This window comes from Streptomyces sp. NPDC102514, from assembly GCF_055584525.1.
Map to the genome: position 1 here is coordinate 405,476 of NZ_JBVJLW010000004.1, position 20,930 is coordinate 426,405.

General features: G+C 71.3%; 17 protein-coding genes. 8 read left to right on the forward strand and 9 right to left on the reverse strand.

Annotation, left to right across the window (positions count from 1 at the left end):
* The first annotated feature begins 288 nt into the window (after positions 1-288).
* From ACZ60E_RS13190 to ACZ60E_RS13200, 3 genes are all read left to right on the forward strand, one after another.
* Entirely contained in the window at positions 289-1,686 is a 1,398-nt protein-coding gene (locus tag ACZ60E_RS13190; protein WP_469440096.1) for a hemolysin family protein, read from the forward strand.
* Positions 1,683-2,714 (forward strand): hemolysin family protein, encoded by a 1,032-nt coding sequence (locus ACZ60E_RS13195; RefSeq protein ID WP_469440098.1) that lies wholly within the window; start codon positions 1,683-1,685, stop codon positions 2,712-2,714. The genes ACZ60E_RS13190 and ACZ60E_RS13195 overlap by 4 nt, the downstream gene beginning before the upstream one ends.
* Before the next feature lie 134 nt (positions 2,715-2,848).
* Entirely contained in the window at positions 2,849-4,435 is a 1,587-nt protein-coding gene (locus ACZ60E_RS13200; protein WP_469440470.1) for a serine/threonine-protein kinase, read from the forward strand.
* A gap of 28 nt (positions 4,436-4,463) precedes the next feature.
* Here ACZ60E_RS13200 and ACZ60E_RS13205 read toward each other — a convergent pair whose 3' ends face one another.
* The 3 genes from ACZ60E_RS13205 to ACZ60E_RS13215 form a co-directional block, all read right to left on the reverse strand.
* The gene (locus ACZ60E_RS13205; protein WP_469440100.1) at positions 4,464-5,108 is read right to left on the reverse strand and encodes a GNAT family N-acetyltransferase; all 645 of its coding nucleotides are present in this window, start codon (positions 5,106-5,108) and stop codon (positions 4,464-4,466) included.
* Positions 5,109-5,768: 660 nt separating this feature from the next.
* Positions 5,769-6,797 carry an SCO2400 family protein gene (locus ACZ60E_RS13210; protein ID WP_469440102.1) on the reverse strand — a complete coding sequence of 343 codons (1,029 nt, stop codon included), beginning with the start codon at positions 6,795-6,797 and terminating at the stop codon, positions 5,769-5,771.
* A gap of 203 nt (positions 6,798-7,000) precedes the next feature.
* Positions 7,001-7,345 carry a MerR family transcriptional regulator gene (locus ACZ60E_RS13215; RefSeq protein ID WP_469440104.1) on the reverse strand — a complete coding sequence of 115 codons (345 nt, stop codon included), beginning with the start codon at positions 7,343-7,345 and terminating at the stop codon, positions 7,001-7,003.
* A 573-nt stretch (positions 7,346-7,918) separates the two neighbouring features.
* Here ACZ60E_RS13215 and ACZ60E_RS13220 point away from each other — a divergent pair.
* Positions 7,919-8,302, forward strand: a complete 384-nt coding sequence (locus tag ACZ60E_RS13220; protein ID WP_384803524.1) for a hypothetical protein — start codon at positions 7,919-7,921, stop codon at positions 8,300-8,302.
* A gap of 93 nt (positions 8,303-8,395) precedes the next feature.
* Here ACZ60E_RS13220 and ACZ60E_RS13225 read toward each other — a convergent pair whose 3' ends face one another.
* From ACZ60E_RS13225 to ACZ60E_RS13240, 4 genes are all read right to left on the reverse strand, one after another.
* Complete coding sequence (locus tag ACZ60E_RS13225) at positions 8,396-8,779, reverse strand: SCO5918 family protein (RefSeq protein ID WP_469440106.1); 384 nt, start codon at positions 8,777-8,779, stop codon at positions 8,396-8,398.
* A gap of 222 nt (positions 8,780-9,001) precedes the next feature.
* Complete coding sequence (locus ACZ60E_RS13230; protein WP_384803518.1) at positions 9,002-10,537, reverse strand: DEAD/DEAH box helicase; 1,536 nt, start codon at positions 10,535-10,537, stop codon at positions 9,002-9,004.
* A gap of 323 nt (positions 10,538-10,860) precedes the next feature.
* Positions 10,861-11,064, reverse strand: a complete 204-nt coding sequence (locus ACZ60E_RS13235) for a cold-shock protein (protein WP_107017975.1) — start codon at positions 11,062-11,064, stop codon at positions 10,861-10,863.
* Between the two features lie 523 nt (positions 11,065-11,587).
* Positions 11,588-12,913, reverse strand: coding sequence for a lipase family protein (locus ACZ60E_RS13240; protein WP_453792902.1), 1,326 nt, complete (start codon positions 12,911-12,913; stop codon positions 11,588-11,590).
* A gap of 362 nt (positions 12,914-13,275) precedes the next feature.
* Here ACZ60E_RS13240 and ACZ60E_RS13245 point away from each other — a divergent pair, with 362 nt between their 5' ends.
* The 3 genes from ACZ60E_RS13245 to ACZ60E_RS13255 all read left to right on the forward strand — a co-directional run bounded on the left by ACZ60E_RS13245 (position 13,276) and on the right by ACZ60E_RS13255 (position 17,889).
* A complete protein-coding gene (locus ACZ60E_RS13245) occupies positions 13,276-15,486 on the forward strand; it encodes an MMPL family transporter (RefSeq protein ID WP_469440108.1) in 2,211 nt (736 codons plus the stop codon).
* Between the two features lie 181 nt (positions 15,487-15,667).
* The gene (locus ACZ60E_RS13250; protein WP_469440110.1) at positions 15,668-17,212 is read left to right on the forward strand and encodes a sensor histidine kinase; all 1,545 of its coding nucleotides are present in this window, start codon (positions 15,668-15,670) and stop codon (positions 17,210-17,212) included.
* Positions 17,209-17,889, forward strand: a complete 681-nt coding sequence (locus tag ACZ60E_RS13255; protein ID WP_384803508.1) for a response regulator transcription factor — start codon at positions 17,209-17,211, stop codon at positions 17,887-17,889. The genes ACZ60E_RS13250 and ACZ60E_RS13255 overlap by 4 nt, the downstream gene beginning before the upstream one ends.
* 112 nt (positions 17,890-18,001) lie before the next feature.
* On the opposite strand, the gene ACZ60E_RS13260 is transcribed toward ACZ60E_RS13255, so the two are convergent.
* Positions 18,002-18,880, reverse strand: coding sequence for a DUF4394 domain-containing protein (locus ACZ60E_RS13260; protein ID WP_469440111.1), 879 nt, complete (start codon positions 18,878-18,880; stop codon positions 18,002-18,004).
* Positions 18,881-19,113: 233 nt separating this feature from the next.
* Between ACZ60E_RS13260 and ACZ60E_RS13265 the strand changes: the two genes are divergently transcribed.
* Positions 19,114-20,385 carry a PucR family transcriptional regulator gene (locus ACZ60E_RS13265; protein WP_469440113.1) on the forward strand — a complete coding sequence of 424 codons (1,272 nt, stop codon included), beginning with the start codon at positions 19,114-19,116 and terminating at the stop codon, positions 20,383-20,385.
* Positions 20,386-20,389: 4 nt separating this feature from the next.
* Here the strand turns inward: ACZ60E_RS13265 and ACZ60E_RS13270 are convergent, their stop codons facing one another.
* The gene (locus ACZ60E_RS13270; protein ID WP_385837324.1) at positions 20,390-20,845 is read right to left on the reverse strand and encodes a DUF5707 domain-containing protein; all 456 of its coding nucleotides are present in this window, start codon (positions 20,843-20,845) and stop codon (positions 20,390-20,392) included.
* Positions 20,846-20,930 lie beyond the last annotated feature (85 nt).

A 20,930-nucleotide genomic window follows, 5' to 3' on the forward strand; every position in this document is an offset into this window, starting at 1 on the left:
GGCCGTGCTCCGCGTACCTGTACGCGGTCGTGCTCTACGTACATGTAGAGGTTAAGGGCGGCCCGCCGTACCGGAATCAGGCACCCCCGCCCCCGCCCCACCTGGGAGAACGTGAGCTGTGCCACTCGTGACCGGCACCTCTGGACTACTTACTTTGCGATTCCTTTACACTGGTTCGAACGCCGGACGACGACGAAGGAGCAACGGTTCCACCATGGGTGAACCTCCTAGTACCAGCCGTGCCACCCCCGGCCCGAGACGTGTGCGTACGGGAGCGGGGGTGGCACGGTGACCGAGATCCTGCTGCTTCTGCTCGCCCTGTCGCTCACGCTCGCCTGCGCCGTGTTCGTGGCGGCCGAGTTCTCGCTGACCACCGTCGAGCGCGGTGATCTGGAGCGGGCGGCCGAGGCCGGCGAGCGCGGCGCGGACGGCGCACTGAAGGCTGTCCGGAAGCTGACGTTCCAGCTGTCCGGTGCCCAGCTGGGCATCACCGTCACCTCCCTGGTGATCGGCATGCTCGCCGAACCCTCGCTGGCCGTCCTCCTGGAGGGCCCGCTCAGGTCGGTGGGCCTGGGCGGCGCGGCCTCCACGACGGCGACCCTGCTCGGTGTGGTCCTCTCCACCGTCGTCCTGATGGTCGTCGGCGAGCTGGTCCCGAAGAACTGGGCGATCTCCCGCCCGCTGGCCGTCGCCAAGGTGGTCGCGGGACCGCAGCGCGCCTTCACGGCCGCGTTCGGCCCGTTCATCCGGCACCTGAACAACACCGCGAACCGGTTCGTACGCCGCTTCGGCCTGGAGCCCGCCGAGGAGCTGGCCTCCGCCCGCGGTCCCGAGGAACTGGTCGCGCTGGCCCAGCACTCGGCCGCCCAGGGTGCCCTGGAGCCGGACTCCGCCGAACTGTTCGTCCGTACGCTGCACCTGGGCGAACTGACCGCCCAGAACGTGATGACACCGCGCGTCGACGTACGGGCGCTGGAGGCGCACGCCACGGCCACCGACGCCGCCAACCTCTCGCACGCGACCGGCCTGTCCCGCTTCCCGGTCTACCGCGACAGCCTGGACGAGGTCGTCGGCACGGTCCACATCCGTGACGTACTCGCCCTGGAACCCGGCGAGCGGGCCACGACCCCCGTCACCGAACTGGCCACGGCCCCGCTCCTGGTGCCCGACAGCCTGCCCGCCGACCGTCTTCTGGAGCGCATGCGCACGGCCCGCACGATGGCCGTCGTCATCGACGAGTACGGCGGCACGGCCGGGGTGGCCACGGTGGAGGACATCGTGGAGGAGGTCGTCGGCGAGGTCCGCGACGAGCACGACCCCGTCGAGATCCCCGACCTGCTGCCCGCCCCCGCCACGGCGGACGGCCGTCCGGCCTGGGACGCGGACGGCGGCGTACGGCTGGACGAGCTGGTCGCGACAGGCCTGCGCGCCCCGGACGGCCCGTACGAGACGGTCGCGGGCCTGGTCGCCACCCGGCTGGCCCGCATCCCGGCCGAGGGCGACGTCCTCGACCTGGGCGGCTGGCGGCTGGACGTCCTCGCCGTGGAGCACCACCGGGCCGACCGTGTCCGGATCACCGGACCGGCCGCCGAGCCGGGCGGCGATCACGGCGACGGTCACGACGCAGAGCACGACGGCGGTCACGACGGCGAACCGGTCGGTCAGAGCGCGCGGGAGTCACGATGAGTACATCCACCACGATCCAACTGCTCATCGGCGCCCTGACCCTGCTGACCAACGCGTTCTTCGTCGGCGCCGAGTTCGCCCTGATCTCCGTACGCAGGAGTCAGATCGAGCCGCTGGCCCAGGAGGGCAACAAGCGGGCCCGGATGACCCTGTGGGGTCTGCGGCACATCTCGGCGATGATGGCGACCGCCCAACTCGGCATCACCGTCTCGTCGCTGGTGCTGGGCGCGGTCGCCGAACCGGCCATCGCGCATCTGCTGGAGCCCGCCTTCGAGGCGGCGCACATCCCGCACGGCCTGGTGCACCCGATCGCCTTCGTGATCGCGCTCACCGTGGCGACGTATCTGCACATGCTGTTCGGCGAGATGGTCCCGAAGAACATCGCGCTCGCCGCGCCCGCGCAGACCGCGCTGCTCCTCGGCCCGGCGCTGGTGGCCCTCACCCGGGCCCTGAAGCCGTTCATCTTCGGGATCAACGCCTTCGCCAACGCCCTGCTGAAACTGCTGCGCGTCGAGGCCAAGGACGAGGTGGAGTCGGCGTTCACGGACGACCAGCTCGCCCGGATGGTCGTCGACTCCAGCGAGGCCGGGCTCCTGACGGCCGCCGACGGCGAACGCCTGCGCGACGCACTGGAACTGGGCACCCGCCCGGTCGGCGAGATCCTCGTCCCGGCCCAGCGGATGCGCACGGTCGACGACACCGTGACCCCGGCGCGGCTGGAACGCGCGGCGGCGGAGGCCGGCTTCTCGCGGCTGCCCGTGACCGGCGGGGACGGCACGCTGCTCGGCTACCTCCACATCAAGGACACCCTCGGTGTCGTCGAGCGGGACCGGCCGTTCCCGCGGAGCGCCCTGCACCCGGTGACCCGCGTCCGGATCGACACCCCGCTCGACGACACGCTCACCGCGCTGCGGGCCGCGGGCAGTCATCTCGCGGCGGTCACCGGCGAGGCGGGCAAGGTCCTCGGCTTCGTCACCATGGAGGACGTCCTGTCGGAGCTGGTCGGACCGTCACCCGCGGGGGTCTGAACAGTGCCCTGTTGACCACTGCGACTATCGTGGCGATTCATGTTCGAACATGCGGTACTCGGAACCCGCGGTACTTCGAACATGAATCGCTGCGAACGGGAAGTACGTCGGCAGAGGTCTGCGAAAGGCGCGTGGTGTCGGACGAGGGGCGGCTGGTCGCCGGACGGTACCGGCTGATCGAACGGATCGGCCGCGGCGGCATGGGCACCGTGTGGCGGGCCGAGGACGAGACGCTCAGCCGCGAGATCGCGCTCAAGCGGCTGCACGCCCAACACCACCTGACCGACGACGAACTCGCCACCGTCCACGAACGCACCCGCCGCGAGGCGCGCAGCGCCGCCCGTATCGCCCACCCGAACGTGGTCGTGGTCCATGACGTCGTGGACGACGACGGACTGCCCTGCATCGTCATGGAGTACGTCCCGGGCACCGACCTGGGCTCGGTGCTGAAGGACGGCGGGGCCGTACCGCCCGCGGAGGCGGCCCGGGTCGGCCTCGGCATGGTCGCCGCGCTGCGGGCGGCGCACGCGGCCGGGGTGCTGCACCGTGACGTGAAGCCGGGCAACGTACTCCTCGACGCGGCCGGCCGGGTGGTGCTCACCGACTTCGGCATCGCCATGACGACCGGCACCTCGACGCTGACGAAGACCGGCGAACTCGTCGGATCGGTCGACTACATCGCGCCCGAACGCATGAAGGGCGAGAAGCCCGGCCCCGCCACGGATCTCTGGGCCCTGGGGGCGACGCTCTTCCAGTCCGTCGAGGGGCGGCCCCCGTTCCGCAAGGACACGGCGGTGGAGACCGCGTACGCCATAGCCGTCGACCCGCTCGCCCCCATGCGGCGGGCCGGGGCGCTGGAACCCCTCATCGCGCGGCTGCTGGCGAAGGACCCGCGGGAGCGCCCGTCGGCGGACGAGACCGAGCGGGCGCTGCGGGCGGTCGTCTCGGGGGCGGTACCGGTGGGTCCTGAGCCGCGGTCGGCGCCGGTGGATGCGGCGGCGGAGGCCGTGACCGGACCCGTCGCGGGACCGGCGACCGGACAGGTGACCGGGCAGGTCACCGGACGGGCTACCTCGGTCGGTGACACCCTCCCCGCTGCCGGGCGCGGGAACAGGAGACGCACGGTCGTCCGGAGCGCGGTGGCCGTGGCGCTGGCCGCGGCGGCCGTGGCGGGCGGGCTCTACGTGATGTCCGCCGACCACGGGGACGGCACACGGGACTCGGCGGTCTCCCCCTCGCCCGGCGAATCCCGCACCGGCTCCCGGCCGCCCGCCGTGCCCGAGGGCTTCCACCTGGTCGAGGAGAAGGAGCTGGGCGCCTCCTTCCCCGTACCGGACGGCTGGCGGCGCGACGACGCGAACGCGACCGCCGAACAGGTCACCTACACCGACGAGTCGGCTCTGGTCGGGCTCACGATCAACACCGTGAACCCCGCGGGCGACAACCCCGAGACGCACTTCGAGAACATAGAGGCCAACACCAAGGTCAACTACGACACGTACCGGAAACTGCGGATGCTGCGCACCACGTTCCGGGGGCAGCCGGCGGCGGTCTGGGAGTTCACCTTCGAGGGCCGGGTACGGGCCTTTCGCGCCATCGACTTCGGGTTCGGGGAAGAGGGCGGCACCGAGTACGACATCTACCTCTCGGCGCCGGAGGCCCGGTGGGACACGCACCGCCCGGTGTTCGACAAGGTCAAGGCCGGCTTCCGCGTCCACTGACGGCAGCCGGTCGCCGGGCGGGGTGACGTCACCGCAGCGGTCTGCGGATCCAGACCTCCCCGGCCATCGAGTCGGCGCCGGGAGCGCGGCCGAAAGCGGTGTCCGGGGCGGTGTGCGGGCCGAGGACACCGAACCTCGACCATCCCCAGGCGCGGAACGCCTCCGCCGCGGCGCCGGGTGACCCGCCGTCCCCGTCCGCGCCGTCCCCGCTGCCGCCGGAGGGGCTGCCGGAGGGATGGTCCGTGGCCCGGCCGGTGGCCGCGACGACCAGATCGGCGTCGAGCCGGATCAGCAGCCGTTCGACCAGGCGGGTGGCGATGCCGCGGCGGCGGTGGACCGGCAGCACCATCAGTTCGGCGAGCAGGAACGTACGGCCCGAGGCGGTGAGTTCCTCGATGTCCGTCGGCAGCTCCCCCTGGAAGTCCGACCACCACTCGCCCGTACGCGGCACCCGGAACCCGTACGCGCAGCCGACCGTCCCGGCCGTGTCGGCGACCATCATGTCGAAGCCGGTGTGCTGCACATGCTGCTCGAGCCGGTGCAGGAAGCCCTGGCGGTCACGGTGTTCCGCCCCCGCCGCGCCCCGGTACGCGCCGACGTACACGTCCGCGACGGCGTCCCGCTGTTGCTCCGCCTGCCACCGGGACAGTCTGCGCAAGTACACCTCAGCCATACGGGCCTCCCCCCGGCCGCGGGACGGGTATCCCCGGACTCGGCATCATCACAGCAGGAGCCGCCGTGGTAAACGGGGCCTCCGTAAAGGTGGGTGATGCTCCGTCATGTTCGGGACGGCCGCCGGCGGTGTCGCCGGGCCGGGCAAGGGGAGAGGGGAACGGGAGGGAAGGTGGACGGGGGACCCCTGGAACACTCGTGCCCAAGGCCGTGGGGCCGTGGACGGCTTCGTCCGACGGACGACGGTTCACAGGGCTGTGCAGGGCCGCCGGTCTCGCCTACGCTCTGAACAGAATGTGAGTGAGGCTCACCTGGACCTCGTGGTCAGGACCCGAGCCCGCCGATGATGACGAAGCCGTGGTTCACGGCTTCCCTCGCGCCCCCGGCCCCCGGGTGCACCAGCCCCTGATCCTCGGGCGCCAGGACGAGGCGATCGAGAACGCCGAGCCAGTTCCCCTCCCCGCCGCTTCCCTTGCGAGCGGGCCCCTGTCCACATGTCCCTTGCGGACCCGCCGACGGTGCACTCCCGCGTGCCGCCGCGAACCGACGAGGGATCTCATGCCCTGACACCGCTGCCGGGGGGCGGCGTGGAAGGGCGGTGCGGTCGCCGCCGGTGGGCACGACACCGGCGGCGACCGCCACACCATGGGCCGGTCCGGTGTCAGCCGATGCAGAGCACGAGCAGGCAGAGCTGCGACGGCGAAGTCGCCGACGGCGAAGGGCTCGCCGGTGACGTCGTCGCGTCCGAGCCGCCCGTGTCGCCCGAGCCACTCGTTCCCTCGGTGCCGGCGGGTGCGGACGGCTGCTGGGACGCGCTGTCGGCCGGGTCCTGGGAGGACGACGACGAGGACGAAGCCGAGGAGGAGGCCGGGGCGGAGGCCGAGGACGCGCTCCCCGACCGCAGACCGGACGCCGATGCCGTATCCGACGCCGACGCGTCCGGCCGGGAACCCTGTGGGGCGGCGGAGGACGGCGCGACCGCACCGCGCTCGGCCGACCGGCCGGTGGCGGGTGACTGTGTGGACGTGGCCGCCGAGGACCGCCGGGCGTCGGGCCGGGGCGCCGAGGGCCGCGTGTACTCCGGCACCTCTTCCCCCATGGAGCCCGCGCCCGTCTTCGCGCTCGTGCCCGGGCCCGTGGTCTCCGGAGCCGACGCGGCCTCCGCCCGGTCGGCCGGGAGCCGGTCCATGGCGGTGAAGGTCAGACCGCCTCCGACGAGGGCGACGGCGGTCGCGACGACGGCCCGGCGCTGGTTCTTCTTCCAGCGGGCGCGCTGCCGGCGGCGGGCGGCCCGCCCCTGCGGTGCGGGCGTCGCCCCCTCGAAGCCGCCGTGGTCGTCCGCGCCATCGTGCTCGTCCGTGCCGTCGTCGGCGTACGTGCCGTGGCCGGACGGGGCGGGAGCGGACGGGGCGGCAGCGGACAGGGCCAGGGGTGCGGGCTCCCAGACCGAGACGTCCGGCAGGTCCGGCACGGTCGGGACATGGTCCGCGGTCGGCCTCGCGGCGGCCAGGGTGACCCGGGGCTGGACGGGGTGGCGGCTGACGGTGACCGGGGCGATGTCGGGGGCGTAGGCGCCGCATCCGGGGCACACCAGTGCGCCGTTGAGATGCCGACGACACGAGGAGCAGTAGTCCATCAGCGTCTTCCTGGGTTGACCGGTCGCCGCCCCGCCGGTTCCCTGCCCGGTCATGGTCGTACGTGGGTACGTGGGGTCGAACGCCAGCCACGCTAACCAGGCCGCCCAGGCACTGTGTGCAGCCTGTGTGACGCTCCTGCACGGATTCGCCGGGGGCCCGAGGGCAATGCCGCGCGCATCAGGACATCGCGCCCGCCCGCCTCCCGGAGGGGGACGCGGAGCACCACGCGACCGGCCGCAGCACACCCGCGGCCGGGTCAGGAGGTCCCGGGGCCGTCCGGCGCCGCCCGGTCCGCCGCGCGGTACTCGGCGTTGATCCGCTGTGCTTCCTCGAGCTGGTCCTCAAGGATCACGATCCGGCAGGCGGCCTCGACCGGGGTGCCCCGGTCGACCAGCTCGCGCGCACGGGCGGCGATCCGGAGCTGGTAGCGGGAGTACCGCCGGTGCCCGCCCTCGGAACGCAGCGGGGTGATGAGCCTGGCCTCCCCGATGGCCCGGAGGAAACCAGGAGTGGTGCCGAGCATCTCGGCGGCCCGCCCCATCGTGTACGCGGGGTAGTCGTCGTCGTCCAGCCGATCGCCCAGCGGATTCTCTGCTGTCATGTCACCTCGTTCTGCAACGCGTCGAAGGGCCCTGGTGCCGTACGGCACCAGGGCCCCGAAGGAAATTGAACACCATCTGCCGACGCTACCGACGCGCCGACCTTCTGTTTCCGCCGCCCGGCCCGGGAGAGGGCTGGGAGTGCGGGGACCTTGTGTGCGTGACCGGGGACCACCTTCCAATCCAGGGTCTGGCGGGGCCCGGTCGAATGTTCTCGGCCGGGCGATCCTGATGGCGTCTGCTCCTTCCGTACCTTTCTCGAAATCTGTGGTGGTGCTGGTGGCGGCTCCTCGACCCGCGAGCCGCCCAGTGCGGTCGTCAGTCCCGTCACCGTCCTGCGAACCACTGGCTTCGGAACTCCACCACCGCTCTGAACTGCGTACTTCTTTTACCTCTACCCGTCAGTTCGTGTCTGCGGGCCTTGCTCGACCTCGTCTACGAGAGAAACCTTAGCCATGCGCGCGGCCAATGTCTACTCTGGCAAAGACAGATTTTGAGCGGCATGAATCCCACATATCTTGGTGTCCTCTCTACGGCAGGTGGGTAGGAGCGACCACTGGATAGAATCGGCTTCCATGTCGAACCCTGACGAACTGCTCGTCGGTATCTCAGCCCTGGTGGAGTCCGGGCAGAGCAATCGGATGTCGCTGACCGTGGTCGCCGGTGGCGCTGTCATCACCGGCCGACTGGCTCCCGAGGCCGTGTGGCGGGAGCGGGTCTCCGAAGTGCTGAAGGACTCCGACCATCTGGGCCCGTTCTCCGGCGTCTTCCTCGCGGACCGGCCACAGGACCGGCCCGGTGACACCGGCCCCGACGCGGCGCCCACGCATCTGCACTTCCATCTCGCCCGCATCCTGCAGGGCAACGTCGGGATTCCCGAGACCGGCGGGATGTACCGCGTCGCGATCACGGACGTCAGCGCCTGGACCGTGGGCGACTTCAGCTACTCCGACCACTGAGCCACCGGTGGCCGCCGTACCCGCCGTACGCGCCCACCCATGACGAAGGGCCCTGCCGACGCACGTCGGCAGGGCCCTTCACTGTGCTGCGGGTCAGCGGGCGACGGCCGCGTCCGCGCTCATGTCCGCGTTCGTCCCGGCGGGCGCGTCGGTGCTCGCCGGCGCGGCGGGCTCGGCCTCGCCGAGCATCGCCGAGGCGTTCTGGAGCGGGGTCAGGGCGGGCGGCGCGGCGGGCGCGGGCTCCTGGAGGCTGCGACAGGTGAAGCCGAGCCGCGTCATGGCCCGGGTGACCTCCGCGCCGGTGAAGTCACGGCGGTCCTGCCGGGTGATGATCTCGCCGACCTGCTTGACCGGGTACTGGCGGCGGCCGATGAGCACGGACTCACCCGTGATGGCCTCGGGCTTGACACCCTTCATCGAGTCCAGCACCCCGTTCTTGGTGAGGTCGAACGGGAACCGGGCGATGACACAGCGCATGATGCCTCACAGACAGAGAGGGAGAAGGGGGCCGACCCGGGACGGGGGACGGGACGGGGGACGGGATGGGACGGGGTGGAGCAGCCGGACGGGGCGAGGGCTTCCCCTGGGGACGGTACCCGCCGCGGACACCGGACGGGGCGGCGGGCTGCCGTGACCACGTCACGTGCCCGGCCGGCCCCGCAGGCCCGCACGAGCGGTACCGCGCCCCGGGCGGAGTGCTCAGGCAGCCGCGTCGACGGCGGACGAACGCGGTGCCGAACGGCGTGCCGTGTCGCCCGTGGAACGGCTCCGGCTGCCGCGTCCGCGCCGGCCGCGGGACGCCGCGCCGGGTGCGGAGGATGTGCTGCGCCGGGTCCGCTCGGAGGCGGGCGCCGTGATGGTGACCGGGACGCCCGAGGGGGCCTGGGCGCCGGTGATGCGGCTCAGCTCGGCTTCGCCCGAACGGACCTGGGTGGTCTGCGGGTTGATGCCAGCGGCGGCCATCAGACGGCTCATGTCACGGCGCTGGTTGGGGGTCACCAGCGTGACGACGCTGCCGGACTCGCCCGCGCGGGCCGTACGGCCGCCGCGGTGCAGGTAGTCCTTGTGGTCGGTGGGCGGGTCGACGTTCACGACCAGGTCGAGGTTGTCGACGTGGATGCCGCGCGCCGCGACGTTGGTCGCCACCAGCACCGTCACATGCCCGGACTTGAAGCGGGACAGGGTCCGGGTGCGCTGCGGCTGGGACTTGCCGCCGTGCAGGGCCGCAGCCCGTACACCGCTGTTCAGCAGGTGGTCGGTCAGCCGGTCCACCGCGTGCTTGGTGTCCAGGAACATGATCACGCGGCCTTCGCGGGCCGCGATCTCGGTGGTCGTGCGCTGCTTGTCCGCGCCGTGCACGTGCAGGACGTGGTGCTCCATGGTGGTCACGGCGCCCGCGGACGGGTCGACGGAGTGGACCACGGGGTCGGTCAGGTAGCGGCGGACCAGCAGGTCGACGTTGCGGTCGAGGGTGGCCGAGAACAGCATCCGCTGGCCCTCGGGGCGCACCTGGTCGAGCAGCGCGGTGACCTGCGGCATGAAGCCCATGTCGGTCATCTGGTCGGCCTCGTCGAGGACCGTGATGGCGACCTGGTTCAGGCGGCAGTCGCCCCGGTCGATGAGGTCCTTGAGGCGGCCGGGCGTGGCGACGACGACCTCGGCGCCGGCGCGCAGCGCACCGGCCTGCTTGCCGATCGACATGCCGCCGACGACGGTGGTCAGCCGCAGCCGCAGGGAGCGGGCGTACGGGGTGAGCGCGTCGGTGACCTGCTGGGCCAGCTCGCGGGTGGGGACGAGGACGAGGGCCAGCGGCTGCCTCGGCTCGGCGCGCAGGCCCGCCGTGCGGGCGAGCATCGCGAGGCCGAAGGCGAGGGTCTTGCCCGAGCCGGTGCGGCCACGGCCGAGTACGTCACGGCCCGCGAGGGAGTTCGGCAGCGTCGCGCCCTGGATCGGGAACGGCACGGTCACGCCCTCATGGGCGAGAGCGTCCAGCAGCTGCGCCGGCATGTCGAGGTCGGCGAACGCCTCGACGGCGGGCAGGGCCGGGGTGACGGTCTTCGGCAGTGCGAACTCGCCCTGGGGGGAGCTCTGTCGGCGGCCGTGGCCGCCGCCGTAGCCGCCGCTGTCGGAACGGCGCGGGGAGCTGGAGCGGGTACCGCCACCGCTCCGGCCGGCGCTCGGATTTCCGGCGCTGCGGGTACGGGAGTAGCGGTCGTTCGTGCGCGTGCGGTTCACGTGGAACCTTCCTTGACATGGCGCGTATCAAGGAATTCCCGCGGAGAACGAGCAGCGCAGAGAATTGCAAGAACGAGCCGAAGTAATGGGAAACCGAATCGGTTGGAATATCGAAGCGGCGGAGAATGTTCGCGGGTTGCCTCGCCGGAGCGCGTTGCGCGTTTCCTGGGACGGGGTCGGTCGTTCCGTGCGGGTGGCTCCGAAGGATTTTCATCCGGAGCTTGGACGGAGGACCCCGTGGAGCGGGTCGCGAATCCCCTGAAATGCAGCGAGCTGGGGCCCGCACCCCAAGGTGCGGGCCCCAGCTGCGAAGTGCGTGACGACTAGGCGGGAACGATGTTCTCGGCCGTCGGGCCCTTCTGACCCTGCGCGATGTCGAACGTGACCTTCTGGCCCTCGTTCAGCTCGCGGAAGCCCTGGGCGGCGATGTTCGAGTAGTGGGCGAAGACGTCAGCGCCGCCACCGTCCTGCTCGATGAAGCCGAAGCCCTTTTCTGCGTTGAACCACTTCACGGTACCGGAAGCCATGTTTATCTCCTTCGGGGCGGTGCGTCGGGGCGCACACTGTGTGCGCTCCGTGTCGCCGTGATGATCACCCCACCGGAAATGCAACCGGAGCCATAAAGGATCCCCACCCGTAGTGAACTGGTGGGGATGCCTGTCAAGATTTTCGGGAACCACAACATGCAACTGAGATCGAGACTAGCACGCTGCGATCGGGGGTGCGTGATGAGTTATTTCACTCGGGCTGTCGAGTAAGTAATTGTCATCGCGCGTCGAGGTCAATTCTCATGTGGCTGGCACAGGTATTGGTCTGCCCGGGGGGCATGGTTTCTGCGGGCCGGGCGGCTGGCGGCGAGCCCTGCGGGTGGGCTGCCGCCGGGTGGGGTTTCGTCTGCGGGCCCGGTGGGGGCTGGTCGCGCAGTTCCCCGCGCCCCTCGACAGGGGCCTGCGGCCCGCTGTGCGTCCCTCGACAGGGGGCTGTGGCCCGCTGAGAGGGGCTCGCGGGCCTTTGGGAGCGGCCTGCGAGCCCTCTGGGGTGCGGCGTTGCTCAGGGCTGGACCGGGAGCGTCCAGCAGTTGGAGGTGGTGGGGGTGCCCGACAGGCGGTCCGTGAGCCAGTTGATGGCGTCCCCCTGGTCGGTCAGGAGCGGGGCGAAGTGGTTGAGCAGTGCGCTGCCCACGCCCGGCAGGACCACCGGCTTGTACGTGACGTCGGCCCCCTTGCGGCACCAGTCGACGGCGAGGTCCCGGGACTGGCCGTGGGGGACGAGGTTGTCGCTGACGCCCGTGGCGAGCCGCACCGGGCCCGACGGCTTCAGCCGGCCGATGCGCTGGCCGTCCAGGAACGCCTTGAGTTCGGGTGTGTCGGCGATGATGTCGCTGAGGGAGCGGCCGTCGGTCGTCCACTTGGTGCTCTTGGCGTAGCCGTAGCCGAAGAGGGCGTCACCGACGCACATGGTGGACAGATCGGTGAGGGCCGCCTTCCCGGCCGTGTTCAGGTGCGCCTCGGCGATCGGCTTCAGTTCCGGGTCGGACTGGAGGAAGCCGTTGAGGGACCAGCCCAGCGCACCGGCCAGCTCACTGCCGTCGATGGCCTTCGTCACCGCGGTCAGGTCGGCGGGCGGGGCGCCCGCGTACGTTCCGGCGAGGGTGACGTCGGGGGCGTACGAGGACTGCAGTTCGGCGGCGGCGGCCGTCGCCCCGCCGCCCTGGCTGTAGCCGAACAGCCCGACCGGGGAGTCCGCGGTGACCGAGGCGCCGCCGAGCGAGCGGGCCGCGCGGACGGCGTCGAGGACCGCGTGCGCCTCGTCGACCCGGTCGACGTAGGTGTGCAGCCGGTCGGTCGCGCCCAGGCCGGCGTAGTCGGTGACGACCACGGCGGCGCCCTTGGCGAGGAGCCGGTAGATCGACAGGTCCTCGTAGCCGACGGAGACCGTCTCGCCGTTGAACGACAGCGGGTGTTCGAGGCCCATGGACGCGGCGCACTGGTCGCCCTGTCCCAGGGTGCCGGGCGCCAGCGCGACCAGGGGCCGCGGTCCGCCGCCCTTCCAGCGGGCGGTCGGTTCGATGTACGCCCCGGTGACGGCGACGGGCTCGCCGTTCGAGTCGGTGGACCTGTACATCAGCCGGGTCGCGGTGCCCGGCAGCGGTCCGTGGAGGCTGGGCAGGCTCAGGGCCAGCGGGAGCGGTTCGCTGCGTACGAGCGTGCCGTTCGCGGCGGGCAGGCTGGTCGGCGGGTTGTAGAAGGCGGGGATCGTGACACCCCGGGACACGACCTCGTCCGTCGCCGTGGCGGCGGTGGCCGTGAGGGCCTGGGTGGTGAGGCAGGCGGCGGCGGTGACTGCCGCGGCCAGCAGTTTTCTGCGTGCGGGCATGACGAACCTCCTGTGGAGCGGCCGACAGGTGAAAGTCCGCCTGGAACTTACCTGTGGGTAAGTTACTCGTGGTAGCAGTCGGAAGGTTACGGTTCGGTAACTTGACGGGCTGTCTAATAACGGGCCCGTTCCGGTCACCCCGGAGGCCCGTCCGAAGCTGACGGGACGCGGACCGGAAGCTGACGGGAGCCAGACCAGAGGCTGACAAGGCGGCCCGTCCCGTCGTCCCGAAGACGGAGCCGGGGGCCTGTTCCTACTGCGTACCGAGTAGCGAAATGTGTCGGCAGACGCACGACGACAGGACGGGTCTCCACCGGACAGCCTGGAGGGACATTCGGCACCAGATGTGGAGACCTCCTGCCGTGGCTACTTTCCTGTACCGATTGGGCCGTCTGGCCTTCCGGCGTCGCTGGTACGTCGCCCTGGTCTGGGCGGCCGTCCTGGCCGCGGTCGGACTGGGCGCGATGAAGGCCCCGGCGGCGGCCGAAGAGGCGTTCTCCATGCCGGGCATCGAGTCCCAGAAGGCGTTCGACCTGATGGAGCAGCGCTTCCCCGGCACGTCCGCCGACGGCGCGACCGCACGGGTCGTCTTCGTCGCGCCGGACGGCGGGAAGGTCACCGCCGCCGAGAGCAGGAAGACCGTCGAGAAGACCGTGAAGGAGCTGGGCGACGGCTCGCAGGTCGCCGGCGCGGCCGACCCCTTCCAGGCGAAGGCGGTCAGCAAGGACGGCACGACGGCGTACGCGACCGTCACCTACAAGGTCGGGCCCGAGGAGCTGACGGACGCCAGCAGGTCCCAGCTGGTGAAGGCGCTCGACGAGGCCCGCGACTCCGGACTGACCGTCGAGGCCGGCGGGACCGCGATGGAGGAGAACGGCGGACCGGGCGGAGCGGCCGAACTGATCGGCGTCGCGATCGCCGCGGTCGTCCTGCTGGTCACCTTCGGTTCCCTCGCCGCGGCCGGGCTGCCGCTGCTGACCGCCGTCATCGGCGTCGGCGTGAGCATGGCCACGATCCTGACCCTGGCCAGCACCCTCGGCCTGTCCACGACCACCGGCACCCTGGCGATGATGCTGGGCCTCGCGGTCGGCATCGACTACGCCCTGTTCGTGGTCTCCCGCTATCGCGAGGAGCGCGCCAAGGGCCGTACACCCGAGGAGGCCACGGCGCTCGCGACCGGTACGGCCGGATCCGCGGTCGTCTTCGCCGGACTCACCGTCGTCATCGCGCTGGCCGGACTCGCCGTGGTCGGCATCCCGATGCTCACCAAGATGGGCCTGGCCGCGGCCGGCGCCGTCGTCGTGGGCGTCTTCATCGCGCTGACGCTCGTACCGGCACTGCTCGGCTTCTGGCCGAACGCCGTGCTCACCCGCAAGGCCCGCAAGAGCGGCCGGGTCGAGAAGGAGGCCCAGGACAACGGAGGCACCCGCTGGGCGCGGTTCGTCCTGCGCAGGCCCGTACCCGTGCTGCTCCTCGGTGTGGTCGGTCTCGGAGCCCTCGCGGTACCGATGGCCGACCTGCAGCTGGGCATGCCCGGCGACGAGGCCAAGTCGACCTCCACCACCGAGCGCCGTGCCTACGACGCGCTCGCCGAGGGCTTCGGGCCGGGCTTCAACGGTCCGCTGACCGTCGTCGTCGACGCCAAGGGCGACTCCGACGCGAAGGGGGCCGTGGAGACGATCTCCAAGGAGATAGGCGCCACCGAAGGGGTCGTGTCCGTCTCCCCGGCGCGCTTCAACGAGAGCGGCGACACCGCGGTCTTCTCGGTCGTGCCCTCCACCGCGCCGACCGACCAGAAGACCACGGACCTGGTGAACACCATCCGCGGCGAGCGGAGCGGGGTCGAGGCCGAGACCGGCGCGACCTTCGAGGTCACCGGCACCACCGCGCTGAACATCGACATCTCCGACAAGGTCTCGGGCGCCCTGGTCCCGTACCTGATCGTCGTCGTCGGCCTTGCGATCATCCTGCTGATGGTGGTCTTCCGGTCCCTGCTCGTCCCGCTGAAGGCGGCCCTCGGCTTCCTCCTGTCGGTCCTGGCCTCCCTCGGCGTGGTCGTCCTGGTCTTCCAGCAGGGCCACGGCGCCGACCTGATGGGCGTGGAGCAGACCGGCCCGATCATGAGCCTGATGCCGATCTTCCTGGTGGGCATCGTCTTCGGCCTCGCCATGGACTACGAGGTCTTCCTGGTCTCCCGGATGCGCGAGGCGTACGTCCACAGGGAGTCGCCCGCCCAGGCGGTGACCAGCGGATTCCGGCACAGCGCCCGGGTCGTCGTGGCCGCCGCGCTGATCATGATCGCGGTGTTCGCCGGCTTCATCGGCGAGAGCGAGTCCATGATCAAGATGATCGGCTTCGGGCTGGCCACCGCCGTCCTCTTCGACGCCTTCGTCGTACGGATGGCGATCGTGCCCGCGGTCCTGGCCCTGCTCGGCCACAAGGCCTGGTGGCTGCCGGGCTGGCTCGACAGGCTGCTGCCCCGCGTCGACGTGGAGGGCGAGGCGCTCAGCCGCAGGGCCGAGCCGCACCCGGCGCCGACCGACACGGCCGACCTGGAAGTGGCCCGCACCTGAGGAGCCAAGAGGTCGACCAGAGACCCGTGAGGTCCACCTGAGGCGACCGGCTCCCTCCTCCCCCGGACGGGGCCGCCCGTGGCGAACGACACGGGCGGCCCCGTCCGCCGTTCGCGCCTCTCGGCGTCACGATGGACGACACGCAGCACGAAGGACCCAGTCCAGCCAACCGGAGAGCCCGATGTCCACCAGCCTGGAGCGCTACACCGACCGCTTCGAGCAGTACGCGGACCGCTACCCCTATGTCATCGACGCGGGGGTGGTCGTGGCACTGATGGGCTCCGCGAGCCTCGGCGCCTCGCTCACCATGCCCGGCGCCGACCCGCCCGACCAGGACAAGGCGGCGGTCATCCTCATGGGGGTGTCCTGCCTCGCCCTGCTCAAGCACCGCAGCCACCCGCGCACCGCCGTCACCGTGACAGCGGTCTGCACGGCGATCGCGATCTCGCTGGACTATCTGCTCACGCCCCTGCTGCTGGCCCCGATCATGGCGGCGCTCTACTGGATGGCCACCATCAGCGACCGGAAGACGACCCGCGTCTACGGCATCACCACGATGCTGGCGCTGATGGTCGCGACGGCGCTGTCCGACTCGATGGACGGCATCTCCCTGCTGCTGCGGACCATCGGGCCCTTCTTCTGGCTGCTGCTGCCGATCGCCGCGGGCAACATGACCCGGCTGCGGCGCGCCTACCTCGCGGCCGTGCAGGCCCGCGCCGAACACGCCGAGCGCACCCGGGAGGAGGAGGCGCGGCTGCGCGTCACCGAGGAGCGCATGCGGATCGCCCGCGAACTGCACGACGTCGTCGCCCACCATCTGGCCCTGGCCAACGCGCAGGCCGGCACCGCCGCCCACCTCGCGCTCAGCAACCCCGAGCAGTCGCGGAAGATCCTCACCGATCTGACCGGGACCACGTCGTCGGCGCTGCGCGAGCTGAAGGCCACGCTGGGGCTGCTGCGCCAGAGCGACGACCCGGCCTCCCCCTCCCTCGAACCGTCCCCCGGCCTGCACTGCCTGCCCGATCTGGTGGCGGCGTGCGCGTCCGCGGGCGTCGCCGTCGCGGTGACCACGGAGGGCGTGCCCCAGCCGCTCTCGCCGGGGGTGGACCTCACGGCGTTCCGGATCGTGCAGGAGGCGCTGACGAATGTGACCAAGCACGCCGCCGCGGAGAGCGCGCACGTGCGGCTCGGCTACGCCGACTCCCGGCTGCTGATCACGGTCACCAACGACGGTCCGGCGGCGGTCGCCGCGACGGCCGCCACGGCGGTCACGGCTCCCGCAGGGGCTACGGCGGCTACGGCTGCCACGGCGGTCACGGCTTCCCGGGCCGCCGAACCGGGCCGGGGCTTCGGGGTCATGGGCATGCACGAACGCGCCCGGTCCATCGGCGGGGAGCTGCGCGCGGGCCCCCGCCCGGAGGGCGGCTTCGAGGTCGCCACCGCGTTGCCGCTGCAGCCGCTGATGACGGGGACGGGGACGGGGACGGGGACGGGGACGGGTGCGGGTGTGGCTGGGGGCGTGGGGGTGGGTGCGGGTGTGACCGGGGTGTCGCGAGTGGCCGAGGAGGCTTCCGGAGCGGCCGACACCTCCGCCTCCTCCGGCACCGCCGGCGCGGAGAAGTCCACGATGTCCACCATGTGCTCCAGCTGTTTCGCCTCCTTCACCTCCTTCGCCTCCATGACCTCTTCGACGACCTCTTCGACCGCGGAAGGAGAGAAGCCATGAGCATCAGGGTGCTGCTCGCCGACGACCAGGCCCTGCTGCGGGCCACGTTCCGGATCCTGATCGATTCCTGCGACGACATGACGGTGGTCGGCGAGGCCTCCGACGGCGTGGAGGCGGTGGACCTGACCCGCGCCCACCACCCCGACATCGTTCTCATGGACATCCGTATGCCGGGCGCGGACGGCCTCACGGCCACGTCCGAGATCTGCGCGGACCCGAAACTGTCCGCCACCCGCGTCCTCATCCTCACCACGTTCGAGACCGAGGACTACGTGGCCCAGGCGCTGCGCGCGGGGGCCAGCGGGTTCCTCGGCAAGGACGTCACGGCCGACACCCTGCTGGACGGGCTGAGAACCGTGGCGTCCGGCGAGGCCCTGCTGTCACCGGGCGCCACCCGCACGCTCATCACCCGTTTCCTCACCTCCCCCGCCCCTGGGGGCCACCTGGCGCCCCCGGAACGCCTGGCCGAACTCACGGTCCGCGAACGCGAGGTGATGGCCCTGGCCGCGGAGGGAAAGTCCAACACCGAGATCGCCGAGGATCTGACGGTCAGCCCGCTGACCGTACGCACCCATGTCCACCGGGCCATGACGAAGCTGGGCGCCCGGGACCGCGCCCAGCTGGTGGTCATCGCCTATCAGACGGGCCTGGTGCAGGCGGGTCCGACGGCGCTCTGAGGACCCTTCAAGGGCGCTTCGAGGGCGCCGCACACGCCGACGACTCGCCGCGGACCGCGGTGTGCGGTCCGCGACGAGTCGGTGGACCCCCGCAGGCAGGCAGACAGGCAGGTCAGGTTCCGGTGAGGCTGATGGCGATGTCCGTGACGTTCAGCGGGAACTGGCCGATGGACGTCGGCTCGCCCGTGAGGACGTTGACGCTGTAGAAGAACGCCCTGGTCGAGCCGTACGGCAGGAGCGAGGCGAAGGCGTCGTTCGCGGTCGTCTTGCCGTTCGTCAGGGTGCTGTAGATGTCGAGGCCCGCGTCGACACCGGCGTCGAAGCCGAGGAGGCCGGTCGGGACGAGGGTGCCTGCGTTGGGCGGCGACTGGATGACGACCTGGTCGTTGTACGTGTCGATGTCGAACAGGGTCGTCGCGGTGGACCCGACCAGGTCGTTGTTCGTGTAGCCGGCCGCGGTCACGCCCTGGGCCGCCGTGGTGAGCGGCGGGACGGTCAGCGCGGTGTCGGCGACCGTGGTGCCGTCGTTCAGGTTGTGCCGCAGGTTCTGGCCGTAGTTGCTGATCACCCGTAACCGGTCGGCCGCCGGGTTGAAGTCGATGTCGAAGACGGTGCCGTAGAGCGAGACCGCGAGCTGGGAGACCTTGGTGGCGACCACGGTGTCGGGCAGGGCCGGCGGCATCTTGATCGTGTAGATGCCGCCCTTGTCGCCCACGCCGTACAGCAGGCCGTTCTGCACCCGGAAGTCGATGCCGACGAGCTTGGTGTCGCCGACGAGTCCGTCGATGACCAGTACCCAGTTGAGCACCTTCGGGTTGTCCGTCAGGAACGTGGACATCAGGGTGCCGTCGCCGGCGAGGCCGTACGCCCGCAGGCTGGGAGTGGCGTCGGGGGCGGCGGAGCTGGAGCCGGGCGCGCTCAGGGTGAGCGCGGTTGCCGCGCACACGACCGCTACCGCCGCCGCTATTCTCTTCTTGACCGCTGCTTTCATTGTTTTCCCTCCCGTTTGACCGTACGAAACAATTCCGCTGCGCGGTCTCCATTAAGCCCAGACGGGATCGGCCCGACAAGCGGATCGAGCCACAAGCAGGGTCGGATCAAGGAACTTTGCGCACTGTGACAAATGCGCGGTCGGCGTATCCGCCATCGATTCACCCGGAGTGATAAGCACCCGTCCGGATTTCATCTGGCGGCGCCTTCGCTCGTGATGGCATGCTCATGCTCATGGGGAGCCTTTTCGCCGAGCTGGCCCGGCGGGCGTCGGCCAACGCGCGCCGCGAGGTCGACACGTACGTACGGGAGATCCCGGAACTCGGGTCGCTGGACGCGAACTCCCGGGCCAGGGACGAGACGCTGGAGTACTCGGTGTGGTTCAGGCGCCGCACGCTCGAACTGGCCCCGGACAACGGCAAGCTGACCGACGCCGACCTCGGCTACATCGCCGCCATGGGCGAGGCGCGGGCCGGGGCGGGCATGTCACTGGACTCACGGCAACGGGTCCTGGGCGTGCACACCGAACTCATGCTGCGAGAGATCAACGAGGCCACGGAGGCCCAGCGCGGCGGCGACGTCGACGAACTCATGCGCATCATGAGCTGGTTCGCCCCGCAGGGCGAGCGCGGCATCGGCGCCTACCGGCAGGGCTTCGTGACGGCGATGCGACGCCGGCTGCCGTACGTCGAGCAAGTCGGCCTGCTGGCCCGGTTGTTACTGGCCGAGGACCCCATGGCGGCGGAACTTGCGCTGCTCACGGGCCTGGAACTGGCCGAGTACTACGAGGTGACGGTGATCCGGGTGCCCGACTGCCCCGTCGGCGACCGTGACCTGGAGAGCGGGATCGAGTCCCTGGTGAGAACCCACCGGGTGCCCGTCACCTGGTGCCGGGAGCGCGGGGGCAGGGGCGGTGAGCTGATCGCCCTGGTGCCTGGGGGTGCCGGGAGCGGGCAGGCGGCCCCCGCCACCCCCGCCGCCGCCCCCGATCCGCTGCCGGCACCCGACACGGCGGTGTCCGACCCGGCCGTGTCCGACGCGGCCGTGTCCGGTCTTCTGCGGGACTTCGCCCAGGCGCTCGGGCGGCTCTGTGCCGTCGGGGCCTCCGGAGCGCCGCCGTCCGGGCTGGCCGGAGCGCTCGACCGGGCCCGGCGGATCAGCAGGGCGGCCCCCCTGCGGCGTACGTCCGCTCGGTTGCGGGCGCACACCATGGCGGACGTCTTCGTCGAACTCACGGTCGCCGACGTACCGTTCGTCGACGACTGGCTCCGCGCGGTGGCCCGGAGCCTCGCACCCGGCCCGGACCTCCTCCGCACCCTCGACGCGTACTACCGCCACGACATGAACCGCGGGGCCACGGCGGAAGCCCTCAACATCCACCCGCGCACCCTGGACTACCGCCTGCGCCGGACGAGGGAACTCACGGACATCGACCCGGGCTCGACGCGGGGCGTACGCATCCTCAGCTCGGTCGTCACCCGGAGCCTGTCGGGAGCGTGGCGGTGACCGGTCAGCCGGTGACCTCGAAGGCGGCGGCGCGGGGCACGAACGCCGTGTCGCCGTCCTTGGCCGTCGCCAGCGCCGAGATGTGCCAGGTGCCCCGGTCCAGCCCGGCCTGCTCCTTCTCCGTGACCTTCAGCGTGTAGGTGCAGCGGGACGTCTCGTCGGAGGTGCTCCGGCACTCGGCGCTGTCCACGGACCGCAGCTCAGCCTCGGTCGGGTCGAGCTTCGAACTCGCGGGCCATGCGATGACCTTGAGGCCCTTGACGCCCGAGTCGTCACGCACGTCCGTGGTGAAGGTGAGCGAACCCGCGCCGCCGGCGGTCGGAGCCGTGTAACGGGCCGAACTGTCGCTCAGGGCCGGTGCGGAGGAGGACGAGGCCATGGCGAACCCGCCGGCGGCGATTCCGCCCACGACGGCGACACCGACGAGCGACGAGATGAGAATGCGCTTGGACTTGGACATGGTTATCCCCCTGAATTGACTGCGCTGAATTGCTTCGGGTCGAGTCGGAGCGGTGCGTGAATTCCCTCGGGTGGGTTTCCTCCCG

What these genes read in the sequence shown, in the direction of transcription:
- ACZ60E_RS13195 (WP_469440098.1), top strand. Translation starts at nt 1,683, where the DNA reads ATGAGTACATCCACCACGATCCAACTGCTCATCGGCGCCCTGACCCTG.
- ACZ60E_RS13205 (WP_469440100.1), bottom strand. Translation starts at nt 5,108, where the DNA reads ATGGCTGAGGTGTACTTGCGCAGACTGTCCCGGTGGCAGGCGGAGCAA.
- ACZ60E_RS13210 (WP_469440102.1), bottom strand. Translation starts at nt 6,797, where the DNA reads ATGACCGGGCAGGGAACCGGCGGGGCGGCGACCGGTCAACCCAGGAAG.
- ACZ60E_RS13215 (WP_469440104.1), bottom strand. Translation starts at nt 7,345, where the DNA reads ATGACAGCAGAGAATCCGCTGGGCGATCGGCTGGACGACGACGACTAC.
- ACZ60E_RS13220 (WP_384803524.1), top strand. Translation starts at nt 7,919, where the DNA reads ATGTCGAACCCTGACGAACTGCTCGTCGGTATCTCAGCCCTGGTGGAG.
- ACZ60E_RS13225 (WP_469440106.1), bottom strand. Translation starts at nt 8,779, where the DNA reads ATGCGCTGTGTCATCGCCCGGTTCCCGTTCGACCTCACCAAGAACGGG.
- ACZ60E_RS13235 (WP_107017975.1), bottom strand. Translation starts at nt 11,064, where the DNA reads ATGGCTTCCGGTACCGTGAAGTGGTTCAACGCAGAAAAGGGCTTCGGC.
- ACZ60E_RS13240 (WP_453792902.1), bottom strand. Translation starts at nt 12,913, where the DNA reads ATGCCCGCACGCAGAAAACTGCTGGCCGCGGCAGTCACCGCCGCCGCC.
- ACZ60E_RS13250 (WP_469440110.1), top strand. Translation starts at nt 15,668, where the DNA reads ATGTCCACCAGCCTGGAGCGCTACACCGACCGCTTCGAGCAGTACGCG.
- ACZ60E_RS13255 (WP_384803508.1), top strand. Translation starts at nt 17,209, where the DNA reads ATGAGCATCAGGGTGCTGCTCGCCGACGACCAGGCCCTGCTGCGGGCC.
- ACZ60E_RS13260 (WP_469440111.1), bottom strand. Translation starts at nt 18,880, where the DNA reads ATGAAAGCAGCGGTCAAGAAGAGAATAGCGGCGGCGGTAGCGGTCGTG.
- ACZ60E_RS13265 (WP_469440113.1), top strand. Translation starts at nt 19,114, where the DNA reads ATGGGGAGCCTTTTCGCCGAGCTGGCCCGGCGGGCGTCGGCCAACGCG.
- ACZ60E_RS13270 (WP_385837324.1), bottom strand. Translation starts at nt 20,845, where the DNA reads ATGTCCAAGTCCAAGCGCATTCTCATCTCGTCGCTCGTCGGTGTCGCC.